The following is a 17,638-nucleotide window of genomic DNA, read 5'->3' as shown; positions in this document are numbered from 1 at the left end:
GTTTATAATCGCCTATTTTGTGAAAGATTTTAGGTTGTTTGAATGGACGTGGATCGGCTAGCTGCGTGGTTTGAGATCAATAAACGTGCTTTTCCTTGGCGGGAGACTAAAGACCCCTATCGGATCTGGATTTCCGAGGTGATGCTTCAGCAGACTCAGGCACAGGTCGTGATCCCCTATTTCGATCGATGGATTGAAAAATTTCCTACAATAGAGGCGCTTTCAGAAGCTGAAAAAGATGAAGTTGTTAAAGCTTGGGAAGGCCTTGGGTATTACTCAAGGGCGCGCAACTTGCATCGCGGAGCAAAGGACGTGGTGAGTCGGTTCGGGGGCAAAATTCCGGCCACCAAAGAAGAGCTTCTTTCTATTCCGGGCATCGGAGAGTATACTGCGGGGGCAATCTTATCGTTTGCCTTTTCACAGCGCTCCCCCGCAATTGACGGCAATGTCATCCGCGTGATCACTCGTTTCTTCCGAATCCGGGAAGAGATTTCAATCGCTTCCACCAAAAGAGCTATTTTAAAGGCTGTCGAAGAAATTTTGCCTAAAAAAAATTCCCATATTGTCTCGGAGGCTTTGATCGAGCTGGGAGCGACAGTTTGTAAGAAAAAGCCTTCTTGCATAGCCTGCCCCGTTAAAAAAGGGTGTCTTGCATACCTTCATGGGGAAGAAGGAGAGATCCCTTTCATTAAAAAAAGGGCTGCAACTGTCTTTCTGCGCCGGGCTGTTTTTGCCGTCGAACAAAGCGGTAAATTGCTCATCCGGCGGGAGGTCGAGAAAGGAATTATGCAAGATCTCTATGCCCTGCCTTCGATCGAGATTTCAGAACCCATTTCGGGGGCAGTGGCAGTCGCTCTTTTGAAAGAAAAATTTGGAATTGATGCCGGTTTTCAGCTTGCTCTTCCCGAAGTGGAGCATACCTACACCCGGTTTCGCGTGACTTTAAATCCTGTGAAGGTCTATGCCCAGGGTCCTGAACTGCCGGCAGGATTTCAGTGGGTGTCCTTCCCTGATCTGAAAGAATTTCCCTTCAGTTCCGGATATCGGCGCATTCTCAGATTGTTAAATGTTAAATAAGGATGTTGGTTTGTTAATATAATATTAATTTTACTTTAACACTAACTTAACAGTCTTTTGCGAAGATGGTTTCTAAGCTTTTAAAAAGGAGTTTAGAAAGTATGATCCCGCAAAGAACAGAAATGACTGGCGCCAGTCAACAATATACCCCCTATGCTCAGCAACAGCCTGGAGCAACCCATCCTATGACCCACATGTTCCAGCACTATGCACCCCAATTCGGCTATATGCCGCCGATGCCGACGCAGATGGTTCCTGTGTGGCAAACACCGATCGTTGGCTACAGAACAGAACTGGTTCAAGGTGCAGATGGCTCTTTCTATCCGGAGAATGTTCCCGTCTATGGTCACCCCCAGCTTGTTCATATGCCGGTGCCAACTTATTATCAGGCAAATAACTACTATGCTGATGAGCCGACAGAAGAAATTTCGCAAGACAGCGATTTCGATATTCCATCGGATCAGGTGGGCCGCGCCCTCGAAAACGTGACGAACTCGGTTTATCTGGACACTTTGACGGGAACCTCCCATGGTGTTGACGCTTTTTTTGCGCCTCAGGAGACGGTGGCAGTTGAAAAGCCTGCATTGCAAAGGCAGAAAGAACCGGCAGAGCTTCTGCAGCAGTTTGTGACGAAAGCTCAATCGGAAGTGATCACGGTAAATCGCCTAGATTATCAAAAGATGATCCGAGATTTCAAGGATGACACTACAAATCCAAAGAAGTGGGAAGATGCCATGTTGCACGACGTTCCCCAAGGAATGCTGAAGAATTTGGATAAGCTTCATTATTTCGTCAAGCCGAAGGAAGAGGAAGATAAGGGAGGGCGAACAACGTTCTTGTTTCCTTGCATGGTTACCTGTAAAGGGAACATGAGCACCAAGCAAGTGGCTGAGAATCAAGACAGGATGTGTCTTGAGTTGACGTTGGTGCAGGACGGAGAACCTATGCACATGTTCTTAAGGCCGCTGAAGGAAAATGATAATTTCAGGGACCGAGTGCTCGGAGATAATAGGGAAAACGTAGAGCAGAAGCTGTACGAAACTATGTATCCCTCAGTAGCCTCTTCTCTCAGTCATAAAAAGAAAACTCAAGCTCCCACAAGGACCCATGCTGTTGTCGATGACGGCATTCACTTGAATTTCTGGAGCCCCTATGGAGTAACGATCAAGGCAGATAAAAAATAAGTTCTTTGCCCTGGAAACTAATAGCGCCCGTTAGGATCTCGATCCTTTCGGGCGTTTTTTTTGTCAAACACTGATCCCGCAAGTGTCTCAAATTGGGTTTTGGTAAAGGGTAATCTCTCCTAGAGGGAGGAAGTTTTATATTTCTAATATTAGGTGAGTTAGGATCGTTAGATCTCTAGGATTTTTCTTTGCTAAAAAAATAAGTTCAGCCAGTTTTAGTATGAATTATAAATTTAGTGTTATGTAGTAAAATAAATTTGCGTTTATTTAATTGCTGTTTTTTGTTAAACTCTGTGGAAAAATTTTTAACAAAATAGGTAATTATGGAACCTAATGATTATTCCTCGTCAGGTTATGCTAGTCGTGGCGTGCCAATATATCCCTACAATCAACCGCCAATGCCCGGATACAACAACCAAATTCCTGTACCCAATCCCTACTTCATGGCCCCGCCGATGCCGATGTATCCTGGTTGGAGCAATCCCCCTTTGATGCAGTGGATTCGACCTGTCATCGGCGAGAGGGAGGAGTTTTGCAGGTGTGATGACGGTAACTGGCGGGTGTGCCGGGTTCCTGTCTACGGCGAACCTTGCCAGATGCCTGTGCAAGTGCCCTTTCCGGTTCATCGTTATCCGCCCGCTCCGTTGCAAATGCCCGTGACCGATCCTGCGTCGGCAGCCGCTATCCCTTCGGCTCAACCAGTGGAAGAAAAAGATGATGCGGAAGAGAGTGAAGGCTCTGATCTTTATCTTCCCGATGACACCGTGGGTGCCGCAGCAGATATTGAATCACCCTCTCCTGCTCTGCCGCTTTCGGCGCTTGTCCAAGAGAGCGACGAGACAGCAGCATTTTTTGAAGAATCGCCACTTGAGCTGCAGGCTGATGATTTCCATGGAGAGGCTCCCGACTCCATTCTGAAGCAGTTCGTCGAGGTTGCCAATAGTGGCGTGAGTGTGAGGCCTGGGCAATATTATAAGCAATGGATCAAGAAATTTGAGCAAAACCCCCGTTTAGATAGTAATTGGTTGGGTGCTATGCTCCATGATGTGCCGCCCCAGATGGTGAAATGCCTGGATAAGATTCCCTACATTTTCCGCATTCAAGTCGGAAAATTTGGTGCGGACAATCCGAGCTTTCTTTTCCCCTGCGCGCTGAGCAAAGTTCCTGCCAAGAGAAAGTTGAGAGCAGTGGCTAAATGCAAAAGCAGCATGTGTCTTGAGGTGACTCTTGACAATGCCACCAGGCTGCCATTTCACCTCTTTTTGAGGCCTTTGAAAAGCAGTGAGTCTATTGAGCGGCAATATGATGGTAAGAAAGATGAAGTGACTAACGGGCTGTATGACACCAACTTTCCTTCGCTCGGCGCGAAGCCTGTCTATTTTACATTCCGATCCCAAACCTACGGCACCGAGATCACGGCGATCAAAAAATAGGCCCGCCCTCACTCACACTGGCTCAAGGCTTCCCTGAAAAGGGGAGCCTTGATGCATCACCTTCCAGGCACTCTGCCTTGAGATCGTCACTTAAGCAGTTCCCGGTTTTTCTCTTCCAGTTTCAGATACTTGTAGAATGCTGTTTCGGCGTTATAGAGTGAAATATAAAAACCTTGGAACCCGCCTAAAAAACCTCTTTTAAGGACATAGCTTTTAAAAAACGCGAAGAGGCCGTGCCGGAGAGCTTTTCCTTTCGAGCTGGAGACTTTTCCCATGCGTTCTTTGGCAAATAGCTCCGTATAATGCTGCATTTTCTGCAAAAAATCGGAGTAAGTCTGATAGGGGTAGTGTATGAGAGAGGAGCGGAGGCGGACGATTTTCAAGCCTTCGGTCTTCACGCTTTCGTGAACAGCCGCTTCGGTGAAGGACGTTTTTTGCCGGTGATAGAGGCGGTATTGAAAATCGGGGTGCCAGCCGCACCAGCGGATCCATTTTCCCTGGAAATAGTTTTTTCTTGAAACCGCATAGACAGTGTCTTTGTCAAGGGCTAAGTTATCCAGCTCTTTAACCAACTCCCGCGGCATCACCTCATCGCAATCGAGAGAAAATATCCAGTCGTGATCCGCTTTTTCAGAAACTAGGTTATGTGTGGGGCCGAATCCGAAAAAGGGACCTTCCAGCAGGAGTACATTGGGAAAACTCGCGGCGATCTCCTTGGATTTGTCCAAAGAGCCGTTGTCGTAGACAACGACCTGCCCAAAATCCTTGGTCGCCTCCAAAACATCGGTTAGATATCTTTCGCCATTTTTGACTAAAATGGTAACACTGATATTTTTTAAGTTTTCCATAGATTTTAAAGTGTTGAATACCTAATTTTAATATTTCGTTTTAGATGATTTTTTTGTATAATCGATCTTTAAATTAATTTTTGGTGTTATATGCAATCACTTAGCAGCCCGTTCAAAAGCTGTTATGCACGATCCGGTTTAGCAGGCGGAGGCGTCTTTGAGGATAACGAGGTTGTCAATTCGAGGCAACAGCACCAGAGTGAAAAGATATCTTGCCTTTTGAACACTCTTTTTAGACCGCGCGAGATCAGTGATCTCCAAACTGAACGACGGCGGCTCGGGTCTTCCATCACCCTTATTAAGGATATGGTCGAGGAGATCAAAGAGAAGCAAGAGAAAGGAGTGTTTCAAGACGAGAAAAGCGGCTCATTCTGTCTGAAGAATATAATCGACATTATAGTCAATGCTATGACCGAACTTTACGAGATCCTGGGAACTACTCCCCTCCCTCAGGCGGGGAGACATAATCTTCGACGTCAGCAGCTACAATTGGCGCACTCTTCCCTTGTTGCCGAAGAGCGGCGGTTTAATTTAATGCCAAGAATGAGAGCTGAACCCGAATTTGCGGGTGTGGATGCAGCACTCTTTCCACGAAACGAAGGGGGCAACCGATTTTTAACCCAGATTTCCTTCCTTACATTTTTGGAGTCGAACGAGGGCAGGCAGGTATTAGACAGACTCAAAGAGGAGATCAATCCAGGGGAAATCGCTGTTTTTTCAGACACCATCGACTATCTGACCCGGGTTCTCGCTCCCGGATATATCAAACTTTTGTCTCAGATTGAAACGGAGAAATATCTTGATAATATCCGAGTTATCAAGACAGACGAGTCAGAGTATTATCCAAACCTGGAGCGTAAGCTTCGAGAGATTATTAAGAGTTATATACTCAACAACGAAGGGTTTATGCTGCCCTTCGGCTGGGCGTTGCCTGGAGGGAGTGTCGGGCACCACATGCTCCTTTGGGGAGATCGGTCTGAATCTTTAGAAGGGCATGCTAACATTCGTTATATCGACACGACTCAAATTGCAGAAAATGACACGCTGCCTAAAACCCAAGCTGTAGCGAAATCCCTAAAGAGAGTTGCAGGATTGGAAACAACAGCGCTGATTAATCCCAATCATCCAGCTCTTTTGAACAAGAAATGTTCTGTTGGATTTTCTAATGTCTCGCTGGCCAAAGTTATTAACCGCGCCGCCCGTATAATCCTGCTTCAGATTCCGAAATTCGCCGAAAAGACTGCAAACACCACAACAGACGATCTTCGGATGTTTTTGCTGAAAATTAACTACTCCTTGGGCACAACCGAAAAGCCGCTTGTGGACGAAGAGTCTCCGTTATCGAGGTGGAAGTGGTATAAATCGCCCTCTTGCGCCCTGGAAACCTTTCAACCTCTCTTGCAGGAAATCGCTAAAAAATTCCTGCGTGATAAGAATATAAACGATCGTGATGTGGAGCAACATCTAAGAGGCTGTTTCGCGCTTTTGATGCAAAGTTACAAAGCGTCGCTCGTGAATAAGTTTTTAGATGAAGGGTCGCCCGGTATTAGCAGGGAGAATGCTTGGCTTGGTCGAGCTTATCGAAATGCGATTTATCAAGTAGCGCTTGAAACGATTCACGAAGACAATCTCGTTGGAGAATTGAGCCACCGCGATTGACCCTGAATTAACGGGTGAAGTTGTAGCAGATGGTCTCTTAGCTCACTTACCGTTTATACCGAAAGCCTATCAAAATTTGGTATAGGAGCTCTCTCTTTGCTAATCTCACATTTTGAGACTTTTTCGATGTAGTTCCCAAATCCTATTCCCAAGGGGTTGAGGAATGAATTTTTATTGTTTTGTTTAGACTTTTCTTGCATGGTGTTTTTGCCAAATGCAAGGAGTTCAAGATGACGCAATTACTCAGCAAATCAGCATCAACACAAGCCTTGAACAAACTGGATATGCCTTCTCGTCCAAGAAGGCTCAGAAGATCGGATGCCATAAGAGGCCTTGTCCAGGAGACGCGGCTTCATCCGAGAGATCTGATTGTGCCTCTTTTTATAGCTCCCGGAGACAGGCGTACAGATGAGATCACCAGCATGCCGGGAATCTTCAGGCTCTCACTCGATCATACGCTAAGGGAGATTGAAGCGCTTTGCACTCTTGGCATCCGAGCGGTGGATCTCTTTGCGTATGTCGCGCAGGAGATGAAAGACAGCCGGGGGAGTGAAGCCCTGCGGCCGGATAACCTCTTGGCAGAGTCTATCCGCACCATCAAAAAGGAATTCCCTGAAATCCTTGTCATGGCCGATATCGCTCTCGATCCCTATACAGATCATGGTCACGATGGAATCGTCAACGCGTCCGGGGATATTGTTAATGATGAAACTGTCGAAGTTCTATCGGAAATGTCCTTGCTTGCCGCAAGAGCCGGTGTGGATGTGGTGGCTCCAAGCGATATGATGGATGGAAGAGTCGCCTCAATCCGATCGGCTTTGGACCAAGAAGGCTTTGAGCAGGTATCGATTCTTTCTTATACAGCGAAGTATGCCTCCAGTTTCTACGGTCCCTTCCGCGATGCGTTGGATTCAAAACCACGCTTCGGTAACAAAAAAACGTATCAGATGAACCCTGCCAATGTCAGGGAGGCTTTGAGAGAGGCTGAGCTGGATGAGGCCGAGGGTGCCGATATGCTTTTGGTTAAGCCGGCGCTGCCCTATCTCGATGTGATTGCCAAAATCAAGGAGAGGACTCATCTGCCTGTCGGAGCCTATCATGTCAGCGGCGAGTATGCCATGGTGATCGCGGGTGAAAGGGCGGGATGGATCAAAGGCGACGACGTCTTTTTAGAGTCGCTCACCTCCATCAAAAGAGCCGGAGCCGATTTCATTTTGACCTATGCCGCCAAGCGTGTTTTACCCCTGATCCAGTAGGGTGTGACGAATGTATACCGAAAGCGTCTCAAAATTTGGCATCGAGGCATCTTAATTTTGTCTTAGGTCGTTAATACGTTCGTACAGGCCCTCCTTGAGGGTGACGAACTGTCCGACGTCGCGGAGCCAGGCGGACATTCCATAGGAGAAGCGCTTCCTGGAAGAGTGGGTATAGAAAATATCGAGGGGCATGGAGATCATGACCCCTTTGTCGTAGTAGGTCTCTCCGTTGATTTTGTCATGGCCGTTGGTTCTTGTGTACCAAAGAGTGAGCCTTAACCCGCTGTCGAAATAGCGCGAGACTTCGTAGCGGATACCGAGATCTTTTGCCAGAAATCTTCCGGCTTTGATCCCGAACTGCAGCTGGGTCTCGGCCCAGTCGTAATAGAGGTTTACAAATCCTTGCGTGCCTAAGAAGGGAACATATTCAGGGGTGAAGCCGTGCAGTTTGCGAATTTTGTCGCTGAAGCCGATTCCGCTCGTTGTCCTTCGTTTGACGACCGAGCCTTCCAATCCGATGGCAAAAGCGCTGCCGACAGGGTAGTAGAGCACCTCTCCAAATAGACCCCCATACATCCGGTCAAAATAGCCCACGGCTCCTTCAAAATAAAATCCCCGGCCCATGTTCCATACTTTATTGAGGTAGAGCTCTTCAAGCTGCAGCCCTCCCTGCTTGAAGTAGCTGATGATATCGCTTCTTACGTTGATGATTTGCGAGGGATTGAGCCGGTCGACATCTTGAATGTCTTCCAAGTCGGCAAAGAGGCGATGTGTCAGCACGCAAGAGTAATGGATATCGCCTTCTAAGAATCCGTCCAGGGCAAGGGCAACGCCCAGAGAGTATTTAAATTTACCCCGGGCGCTTCCGAAAAAGGAGTGAAAATCGGGGAGGAGAAAGGCATCGAACAGATCGCGTTTTTTCTGGTAGATTGTCTGTCCGAAGCAGGGCGGTGAGACTTCCTTAAGGGGGGTTGCGATGCTGAGCTCTATAAATCCCATTTCTTTTGCTACATAGCTCCGCACGTAGGGGAGGTAGAAGTAGTATTCGTGCACAGCCATCAGGTCGTCACTGATGACGACCACTGCTCTATCGAAATCAGAAGGGGCCAATGCGCCGAGAAGATGGGCAAGTCTCAATCTGGCGTCGGGTTCCAGCCTCCAAGACTCATTGATGGCCTCGATTCTTAAAATTTTCTCTTTGCAGGGACCACGCTCCACGCGGATGCTGAGCGTGTTGAAGCCGTGGTTTTGAAATGCCGATGCGATTTCCGCGGCAAAGATGCCCGTCGGCCTCAAGGGGCCAAGGGGTTCTCGGATAGCCGGCGCCTGGTAAGGTATCGGGTCTTCGATTTTGGGAACAAAGCCTTTGGTGTGTCCAAGGTTGTAGTAGCAAGAGGCCTGGAAGGCAAGAGCATCGCCGCGGATATAGCTCATGGAGAGGTCGACCATATCGTAGAGGCGCCATTTAACACCCCAATTGATGGGGCTTTTTTTCACACGCCCATCCGGATGCGGTTCGATTTTTTTGCTTTCATAGGGAGTGGCGTCCCATTCGGCCGACAGAATGAGCGAATTGAGCTGGAGGGGCATATCGCATGAGCGAAAAGGCATCCATGAAATTCCTCCGAAAAGCCCTCGGATGCGCCACTGACCAATCCCGAAAGTGAGCTCGATGGCCTGTTCCATGAAAACTTTCGTGAAGACGAGGTAGCGGCTTTTAAAGGCCCTGGTTCCTAAAAAATCTTGGAAGCCGATGGCAATCCCCGGTAGTTCATATCCGGAGTCTTCCGCTTTAAGGATGGCAAATTTGACGTTGGCTCCCTTATCGGAGAGGTCTCCGAACCCAAAAGGGCTCAGCACAGGGTCCTCGATCCCTCTGAATACCCGGTAGTTCATGGTGATTTCCACGTTGGGGTGGATCATGGCTCTCGCGCTATAGATGCAGTAGGGATCAAGCCAGGCGTAGCCGAGCGCCATTTCGCCATCGTCTCCCACCCGTGCTGTCGGCATGGTGAATAAACCGCCCTCCAGGAGTGCGTTGTAGTGGACCGGAAAGGTTTGGTTGACCTTCCTGTTCCAGTAATCGACGATGGCCAGATCGTCAAACAGCAAGTCGGCATCCGCGAAATTTTTTTGGTTCCATGTGGAAAAGAGCGTGAGAAAAAAAATAAAAAGAGCCGATGAGAGTGAACCCTTAAAGTAATGCACGCATTTGCTGTGATAGGTTCTTGCCATGAAACGTCAGCGTCTTAGGGTGAACAGGCTCTTGGATAAGGGTAGCAAAAGTAACGCAACAGGTGCCCTATACCACTGGTTGTTTTCGATGAGTGGCATGGGGTGTACCCAAAGTTTCTCAAAATTGGACTTTGAGTAAGCCCAAATTTAGAGATGCTTTCGGTTTAATAGGGGAGGATAAAGAGGAGTGGGAAGAAAATCAAGGGTAGGCTTCTTCCCATCCGAAGCTTTCGGTATATAGAGTGTCTCTAGCCGAGCAGTTCCTGAGCGTGATTTTTGAGCCCTTGCTTCACGATGCCTACCATCTCTATTTTGGATGGACAGACAAAGGAAGGGAGGGAGAAGTCCTCAGCTGCTACGGTGAGCAGCCCCAGCTCTTCGGCAAGGTCTAAATCATCAGCCATAATCGCTTTTACGAGAGGCATCGTCGGTACCGGCAATGGTTGGACCTCATCATAAAGGGTGGGGTCGATAAACGCTCTCTTTTCACCATGCTGGCTGGTGGTGAAATCGTATTCTTTGCCCAAATTAAAGAGTCCGGAGAGATAGGCGCCGCTGAAGGAGAACTTTTTAGAACCCAGGCGAAAGAAATGGAGAAACTCCCTTTTAGTGGGTTCTGGAATCGCTGTGAAGGTGAACGCGTAAAATCCCAGAAAGTCTTCGATACCGACGCGGTTTCCCATAAGCGGATCGCCGCTGATCAGACGCATCTCTTTTTTAGGGAGGCGCCCTGCTGTAAGCACATTGATGGGGAGTCCTTCCCGCGCTTTGTAGTAGCCCGATTGCCCATCGATGATGCCCGGTCCGGCCACGCTTACAACTCTTTCAATTTCATAGACTCCTCGTTGCACCGCGGCGCCTATCATGACTGCGTCATGAGCTGAAAGTACCCAGAGAACTTTTTCGGAGGAGCCGATTGGGGCGATGTGATGGATGTGTACGGAAGCGAGTCCGATGGGATGTGGCCCTTCCACCGTATGCCGCTCCACTCCTTTCGCTTCGAGAAACGCCCTTTCACTTGTGTCATGACGGTAGACAAGGTGCACTTTGCCGTCGGTCAGTTTTGTCAGCGCCTCGAGGCCCTTCTGAAAGTCTTGCTCTTTGCCGTGGATCTGCATTTCAGCCGAGGGTGTGAAAGGGGCGGATTCGACTGCACGCACGAAAATGGCATCCGGTTTTTTGGTCGGATTGGCCAGAACATCAAAGGGACGCTGCCTGATGCGTGGCATGATGCCGAGTTCGGTAATTCTTTCCAGGATCTCTTCCCGGCTGGCTGTCTCGAGTTTGAGCGGTTGCTTTTCAATTCTTTCTTCTTTTGCCGCAACATCGATGACCACGTAAAGAATGCGCCTCTTTTCACCGCGGCGTATTTCCGAGATGATCCCGCCTGCCGGAGAAACGAAAACTCTTGCGGGAGCGGCTTTATCTTGGGCGATCGCTTCACCGATCCGCACTTCATCGCCCACTTTTTTCAGCGCATGGAAGCGCACGTCTTCAAACACGCTCAGATCGAGGGCAATTTTTTTTATTTCCAGTGAGTTGGAGCTCTGGCCTGTCGGTGTTAGGCTCTTCAGGGTTCCGGAGGGTTTTCCTTTGATAGGGATGTCGAGACCCTTGGAAATTTTGATGTGCACGATGAACTCCTGTTCTTTACTCTTCTTTTGGCCTTTTAACTTTAAAAGCTTAAGGTGCCGGTGTTTTCCCAGGGGAGGCCTTTCCGAGGGCTAATGATTTCCGGATAAGCTTTTAAGAAATTCGCCCGTCATAATCAGGGGGCGATAAGTTCCTTGTCCAGGTACCAACTTATCTCTCGGATTCGTTTTCGTAAAGAGTGTTTTATACCGCAAGCCTAGCAAAATTTGGCAGGGGGGCTTTGAGAAAGTCTTGGAATTATAAAAATGCAAGTTGCCTAATATTAGAAGGATGAAGTCGCCCATCATCTTTCGACCCTGGTGAGTTTTCCCGGCGCGCAAACCCAAATTTGGACGAGCTTGCGGTAAAGAGCCTGAATTACAATTTAAAATGTATGTTTTGGTGTTGAATTTATACCGCAAGTATCTGAGAATTTAGCTCTCTCAAAGCTAAAACCACAAATTTTGAGACACTTGCGGCATAGTAAATCAGCCGAATCAGAACATATTTAAGTGCGGTGCCATGGAGCGTTTTTTAAGAGTAGTCGGAATGGATGGTAAGCGCTTCAGTGATTTGGAGAAGCAGCTTTTGTCAATAGACGTCCAACCCCTTTGGATTTCGGAGAGCGAAAGCGGATTAGAGGTCGGAATTCTCTCCACTCAAAAAGCACAAGAGATTTTAAAAGCCATGCAGCTTCCCTTCGAAGAGTTAAGCTCCCATACGATTGACTGGGATGCCCAGTGGGCCTCTTTCGCCAAGGGGGTGGCGCATGAGGGAGTGTATGAGATTGAATTTAGCAAACTGGAAATTGAGGCTGAGGGCAGTTTTTTCTTAAAGGCCGGACCGGGGTTCGGTGATCTCTCCCATCCAACGACGCAACTGATGATGAACCTGATGGTTCGCTACTGCAGAGGCAATTACTGCATTGATATCGGCTCAGGAAGCGGTATTTTGACGGTGGCAGCGATGAAACTCGGCGCAAGCCGGGTAGAGGCGTGTGATATCGACGAGCAGGCCGTTGTACACACCCGAGAGAATATCGCCTTGAATCATTTTGAAGGTAAGGCGTCAGTACATCTTCCTGAGGAGATGTGGAAGGCCGTTACAGCCAGCCCCCCAGCCAGTCCGGTCATCTTAATTAACATGATAGAGAGCGAGCAGCGTCAGGCGTTGCCGTGGAACTATCTGAAAAAACTTCCGGCCTTCACACTCATCGCATCGGGACTTTTGAAAGAAGACACGCGATCTTATTGCAATTGGATCCAATCATTTGGGCCCAGGCTGCAATCGACTGTGGATTCCGGAGAGTGGTCGGCCCTTATTTTTGAGTTTGCGGCGGCAAAAGACAACCTTGAATCTTCTGAAAGTGGGTTTGAAAGGCTTTGAGGGTTTCTTCGCTGATGTGGTGCTCCATTCCTTCAACGTCAATGCGGGCTATCTCTTCAGGAACTCCTAAAAGAAGCAGGTACTGCAGCAAAAACTCATGCTTTTTTTTGCTGAAGGAAGCCAGCTCCAGCCCTTTTTCCGTCAATCTCACGGGCTTGTGGCTCTCGGTCTGAAAAAGGCCTTTACTCTCTAACCTTTTGACAGTCCTGATGACGGTGACATGCGACACCCCTAACTGCTTGGCGATGTCGCAGGTTCTGGCTTCTCCCTTCTGCTCTATTAGGTCAAAGACGATCTCGACGTAATCTTCGGCAATTTCCGCAAGGTGCTGTTTTCTTGTTTCGATGAAGGCCTTCGCCCTGGATTGTTTTTTTTTCATATCCTCTCTATCTGGTATTCTCCGGGAAGCTTGAAAAATCCTAAACTTGGCGATAGCTCTTTCAACTCTTCATTGGCAATTTCCGCGACCCTGTTATAGCTTGATCGGGTCTCCTTCAAGCTTTGCAGGTATGTTTTATAAGCTTTTTTTGTCCGTACGAAGTCCCCCTCGTTCACCATATACCACAGGTGGAAGAAAAACGCTGTCGCTAGTGCTTCGACGGCATTGAGAGGCCACTCGCCGAAGTGTCCGGTGTCCGTCAGCTCCTTTTTGTCGAGATAGAGCTCTTTGCCAAGTCCGAATTCCCCAACGTAAGAAAAAATCGCGGTGACCATAAGGATTATGGGGATTGCCACCCCCATGATGAGCGAGCCAAGCCTTTTGCTGATGCCATTTTTGGCAACCGATCGCTGTCCGTCGTGGATCCGGTGAAAATAGTACTTTATCGAGGTAGCCTCTTCAAGATCTCTTTTGATATCGCAGAAAACTTTTTTCAACGCTTTATCTTTGCGGTAGAGAGAGCACTCGGAGGGGAGTGGGTTTTTTTCCAGGATGTCAAGGGCTGTGATGCGCCTTGCAACAAGGCTCTTTTGAAAAAGGCACTGACTTTGATAGGCATCGAGGAGGTCGTTGATCTTCAGATAAAGGTGTTTGGCGGAAGCGGGATCCTCCGCGATGGCAGCGTGCTGAGTGGCAATCCATGTCTTCAAGGCTTTCTTGACTGTGATATATTCTCCTTCCCTCACGAGCTTGAGAAGAAGCGCACCCGTTCCAAAAAGTGAGAACACAGCCAGCGCGCTCCAGCCGCCGCTATCACCTAAAGAGCGCAGATAGACAATATCGGTTGTGTTGCCGGTCGTGTTGTGATGGGCCAGATCGATTAATGCTCGGACAGATCCTTCAGATGTAAAATAGGCGACAGCGAGTCCGTATACTTTGGCCGCGAGGGCGGAAGAAACCATCAGGGTGCCGGCTAATCCTCCCTTTTTCTTGGTGATAGCCTGGGCCGCTCTTGCGAACCGGCTGATAAACCATCGGTCGTCTGTCTCGGCTTTTATCCATTGAGTCATTGTCGGTGTCATCTGTTTTCTCCAGGGGTTGATTGTAGCTTATGATACATCTTACAATGTAGCAAATGCTACATTTTGGGCCAGCACTTTCTTTTTCAAATTATTTGTCGCTATAGTTTATTAAATCTTAATAAACTGTTAATCATATTTAAACTTCATTGATGTTATAATTGACTCATAAAAAAGGATTTTTATGACTCAAGAAAGAGAATTGACGCGATGCGAGAGTTTTGGGCTCGCGCAAGGACTGACAAAAACGCTAGATGCATGGGATCAGTCCCAGAATCACCCCGTGATAGGCAAAGTGGGTGCCAGGGTGATCGGCGTGATGGTAACCCCAGTCGCTTCCGTGATCGATGCGATCGCTCATTTAATTCTCTTTGGGTCGAAATTAGTGGTTGCCACAGTGCTTCTGCCCTATAATTTCATCGCGACACTCTTTATTCCTTCGATCGCCCTTCCTAAAGACCTTGAGATCAGCTCATCCTTAGTTCACTTAACGCGCACTGCCGAAAGCGTGATCGGCATCGTCACCCTTCCGGTGATGTGCATCTTCGATCCGGGCCGTGCCTCGTTGATCGCCAATCATAAAAATTACACCCAAGATAACGGGAAGCCCGCTGAGAAGACGCCTCCTGAAGTTAAAGACAGGAAAAAACTGGTCAACCCGAAGAAGAGAAAAAGATCGGATGGGGCTAAACCGGAGTCATCGAGGAAAGCGGCAAAGGCTGAAACTAAAGAGGATTTGAAAGCGCTACTGGCTGAGGTGGAGAAAAATTCCGAAGTTCTTACCAAAAAACTTGGAACCGAAAAAGTGGATCCGGTAAGCGACTTCTCATTCGGTTTTGAAACAAAACCGATTACAGCAGGCGCAGCCACCGAATTTTTTATGGAACATTCGCTAGACAGCCTCGCCCCAATGCAAGATGAGCAAGAATTTTTTGCTTTGGATATGGAAGCTTATCAGCAAAAATCGCTGAATTTGGATTCGATGCTCGATGAGTTGGACGCTCTTGCCGAAGAGATAGAGGCCTATAAGAAGAGCCAATTTTCCTTTTCCTTAGATTCGATACTCGATGACGAGCTCGTTTTTGAACAAGAGGAGACAGTGGCAAATACCCAGCTCGCCGAATCCATGGAAGAGACGCCAGAGCCCCCCAAACCCAAAAGCGATTTCAAATTTGAGCCAAATCCAGGTCCCTTGCCCAAGCCAAAGAAGCTGAATGTGCAAGAAGGCGATTTTTCCTTGCTCGCCGCCAACTTAAAGCAGAAATCCAATCTGGCAGACAAGCTGAAGGCTGCAAAATCTAAACCCGGATTGTCGGAGCTCGTTCCCCACGCTGTCAAGCAAGTAAAGCCGATGATTGAGTCCAACAAGAGCGAAGTCGCGGGCGCGCTTAAAGTAACTGAGCAGCAGCTGGCTAAAGAGCATGAAGAAAAGGTGAAAAATCTCAAGCCCGTTTACGGCAGTGTCATGGAAGAGCTGATGGCTAAAAGCGAAGAGTTTTTAGCGAAGAGCAAAAAAGCGCATGAACAGCTGCAGCAGAGTCAAGTTGTTGTCAAACCGGCCGAAGTCGTTTTCAGCGACTTAAGCGTTAAGGCGCGTATGAAGCTGATGCAGGAGATGGGTTCTGATATTGGTGTGATCAATGAGTTTCTCGCTACGCTGACAAAAGACGATGCAGAACTCCTCTACGGCTCAAATTCCGGTAAAGCCGAGGTGAACGATCTTGAGGTGAACGATCTTGATGAGGTGGAACTTTATTCCTCCTTCGATTTTACCATGGGTTCTCTTGAAGAGAGCACTTACGTTACCTCCTCTCCTTCGATGGCTAATGTGGAAGTGGAGCAAATTGCCTTTAACGCCCCGGCCCTCTTCATGGAAGAAGGCGATGCGATCGTAAAGTGGGTTGCGGAACTGAACTGGCAGACCAACGGCTTGGAGCTGGAGCAAAAGCGCCAGGAGATGCTGAATATGCTCTCTTCAGTGCGTCGCTACAACAAAGAGTGGAATTTGAATTCCTCCTTGCCATCGCCTTATGCGCTGGCCGAGCAAAGACTCTACCAGCTTGCCCGTTTTATCGAGTTGGATCGTGACGCCCAGCTCTCCGGCTACCAAGGCACCGACATATCAGCCATATCGGTGTTTGGAGATGCGGATGCCGAGGGATTGACCGGTTTGTCTGTCTTGCATGTGCTGGAAGAAGTTGCGGACTGCTTGATCACCATCAATTTGATGGACAAAGAGGTCCAGGAAAATCCAGACGACTGGAGCACCGGCCTTAACGCAAGGCGTTATATCAAGGCTAACGAAGCTCTTCACCGAATCCAGACGCTAGCCTTTGAGAATAAATTAGGTACCAGGCTTGCCGGATTTCTTATGGAAGCTGAGGACGCGGTGAAGCTTATCACCGACATGACGGTCGAAGAGATTCTAGAGTTGCCTTTGGCGCCAAGAGAGGAACTTGAACCGGGCAGCATCCTGCCTTTTTCACAGGGAGTGAAAGGCGAGCTTGAAATGATCCGTCAACAAGTTAAAGAAGGGTTAATCAACCACAGTGAAGCGTTGATGAGGATGAAGACTCTCTATTCTCTTTGGAAATCGCAGGGCGCAGACCTAGAGGAAGGTGTTGAAGATTTCGAGGAAGCCCTTTGCAAGGCGGACAAAGCACATTACTTGCAAGGTTCTTTGGCAGGAAGCCAAGCCGTTAAAGAGGGATTGAAGGCACTGCGGGTAATCCGGTCGGCTGCTTTTGAAATGAAATTCAGAACGTTTGAAACGCTGGATGCAGAGCATCAGGAGAGGATGAGAGTTTCTGAGAAGGCGATGGATAAACTGAAGGCAATTGTTGCTTTGGATGATGCTGAGGCAGATGCTCTGGAGGCAATATTTCAGGAGGCTTATGCTTACTCTCAGATGGGATATGCCGACCAAGCGTTTGTAGCCGATATCACGATCGACGAGGTTTTTGTCGATCTGGAAAATGAGACTAAAGAACTCTCCGGAAAGGTCAAGGCCAGCGATAGAGGAGTTATCCTGTCGCTGTATGAGAGAATCGTGGGCTACAGGGCACAGTGGGAATTTGAAGATAGGGTTCTTTCGTCCTTTAAGGCTAGCTAGCCGTTAAGAAGAGCAGGTTGTCTTTTCCTTGCCACAGGGGCAGCAGCTGGTTTTTAGCGGTGACGCACCTTTTGGGTAATCGGTAATGTAAAAGCCGGAACCTTGAAATGCGATGGCCGATCCGCCGCCGGGGCCGCGCTGCAGAGTATTCTTGCCGCAATGAGGGCACTCCGTGATCGGGCTGTCCGTGATTTTCTGGAAGAGGTCTATTGACTTGCCGCAAGTTTGGCAGTGGTATCCGTACGTAGGCATTTGTTGACTCTTTAAGGGTTTAAAGAAACGGGCGTTTTTAAGAAGGGATTCCTTTTTAAAAACGCTCTTTTTGTTTAAGAGTCCGTCCATAATCTGTAATTAGGTG

The 17,638-nt window shown here is 48.3% G+C and carries 13 protein-coding genes; 7 read left to right on the top strand and 6 right to left on the bottom strand.

Features of this window, described 5'->3' with window-relative positions; all coding sequences use genetic code 11:
* Positions 1 to 42: 42 nt before the first annotated feature.
* The 3 genes from mutY to ELAC_RS00460 all read left to right on the top strand — a co-directional run bounded on the left by mutY (position 43) and on the right by ELAC_RS00460 (position 3,694).
* Positions 43 to 1,077, top strand: a complete 1,035-nt coding sequence (gene mutY, locus ELAC_RS00470; RefSeq protein WP_098037309.1) for an A/G-specific adenine glycosylase — start codon at positions 43 to 45, stop codon at positions 1,075 to 1,077.
* A gap of 101 nt (positions 1,078 to 1,178) precedes the next feature.
* Entirely contained in the window at positions 1,179 to 2,261 is a 1,083-nt protein-coding gene (locus ELAC_RS00465; protein WP_098037308.1) for a hypothetical protein, read from the top strand.
* Between the two features lie 323 nt (positions 2,262 to 2,584).
* Positions 2,585 to 3,694, top strand: a complete 1,110-nt coding sequence (locus ELAC_RS00460) for a hypothetical protein (protein ID WP_143406392.1) — start codon at positions 2,585 to 2,587, stop codon at positions 3,692 to 3,694.
* A gap of 86 nt (positions 3,695 to 3,780) precedes the next feature.
* Here ELAC_RS00460 and ELAC_RS00455 read toward each other — a convergent pair whose 3' ends face one another.
* Entirely contained in the window at positions 3,781 to 4,542 is a 762-nt protein-coding gene (locus tag ELAC_RS00455) for a glycosyltransferase family 2 protein (protein WP_098037306.1), read from the bottom strand.
* 90 nt (positions 4,543 to 4,632) lie between these two features.
* On the opposite strand from ELAC_RS00455, the gene ELAC_RS00450 reads away from it, so the two are divergent.
* Positions 4,633 to 6,201: a hypothetical protein gene (locus ELAC_RS00450; protein ID WP_143406391.1), complete on the top strand. Its 1,569-nt coding sequence runs from the start codon at positions 4,633 to 4,635 to the stop codon at positions 6,199 to 6,201.
* A gap of 230 nt (positions 6,202 to 6,431) precedes the next feature.
* On the top strand, positions 6,432 to 7,457 hold the full coding sequence (hemB, locus tag ELAC_RS00445) for a porphobilinogen synthase (protein WP_098037304.1): 1,026 nt from the start codon (positions 6,432 to 6,434) through the stop codon (positions 7,455 to 7,457).
* 51 nt (positions 7,458 to 7,508) lie between these two features.
* Here hemB and ELAC_RS00440 read toward each other — a convergent pair whose 3' ends face one another.
* Both ELAC_RS00440 and ELAC_RS00435 read right to left on the bottom strand, forming a co-directional pair.
* Positions 7,509 to 9,692, bottom strand: a complete 2,184-nt coding sequence (locus tag ELAC_RS00440) for a YjbH domain-containing protein (RefSeq protein WP_098037303.1) — start codon at positions 9,690 to 9,692, stop codon at positions 7,509 to 7,511.
* A gap of 248 nt (positions 9,693 to 9,940) precedes the next feature.
* Positions 9,941 to 11,326: a Na(+)-translocating NADH-quinone reductase subunit A gene (locus ELAC_RS00435; RefSeq protein WP_239414278.1), complete on the bottom strand. Its 1,386-nt coding sequence runs from the start codon at positions 11,324 to 11,326 to the stop codon at positions 9,941 to 9,943.
* Between the two features lie 520 nt (positions 11,327 to 11,846).
* On the opposite strand from ELAC_RS00435, the gene ELAC_RS00430 reads away from it, so the two are divergent.
* Positions 11,847 to 12,710, top strand: a complete 864-nt coding sequence (locus tag ELAC_RS00430) for a 50S ribosomal protein L11 methyltransferase (RefSeq protein WP_098037301.1) — start codon at positions 11,847 to 11,849, stop codon at positions 12,708 to 12,710.
* On the opposite strand, the gene mntR is transcribed toward ELAC_RS00430, so the two are convergent.
* Complete coding sequence (gene mntR / locus ELAC_RS00425; protein ID WP_098037300.1) at positions 12,643 to 13,089, bottom strand: manganese-binding transcriptional regulator MntR; 447 nt, start codon at positions 13,087 to 13,089, stop codon at positions 12,643 to 12,645. The genes ELAC_RS00430 and mntR overlap by 68 nt on opposite strands.
* On the bottom strand, positions 13,086 to 14,171 hold the full coding sequence (locus ELAC_RS00420; RefSeq protein WP_098037299.1) for a hypothetical protein: 1,086 nt from the start codon (positions 14,169 to 14,171) through the stop codon (positions 13,086 to 13,088). The genes mntR and ELAC_RS00420 overlap by 4 nt, the downstream gene beginning before the upstream one ends.
* Positions 14,172 to 14,352: 181 nt before the next feature.
* On the opposite strand from ELAC_RS00420, the gene ELAC_RS00415 reads away from it, so the two are divergent.
* Positions 14,353 to 17,280 carry a hypothetical protein gene (locus tag ELAC_RS00415; RefSeq protein ID WP_098037298.1) on the top strand — a complete coding sequence of 976 codons (2,928 nt, stop codon included), beginning with the start codon at positions 14,353 to 14,355 and terminating at the stop codon, positions 17,278 to 17,280.
* 3 nt (positions 17,281 to 17,283) lie between these two features.
* Here ELAC_RS00415 and ELAC_RS00410 read toward each other — a convergent pair whose 3' ends face one another.
* Positions 17,284 to 17,532, bottom strand: a complete 249-nt coding sequence (locus tag ELAC_RS00410; RefSeq protein WP_098037414.1) for an FmdB family zinc ribbon protein — start codon at positions 17,530 to 17,532, stop codon at positions 17,284 to 17,286.
* Positions 17,533 to 17,638: the final 106 nt, after the last annotated feature.

It is taken from the genome of Estrella lausannensis (assembly GCF_900000175.1).
GTDB classification, from domain to species: domain Bacteria; phylum Chlamydiota; class Chlamydiia; order Chlamydiales; family Criblamydiaceae; genus Estrella; species Estrella lausannensis.
Note: the sequence above shows the minus strand (reverse complement) of the source record. Positions and strands in the feature narration are given on the sequence as shown.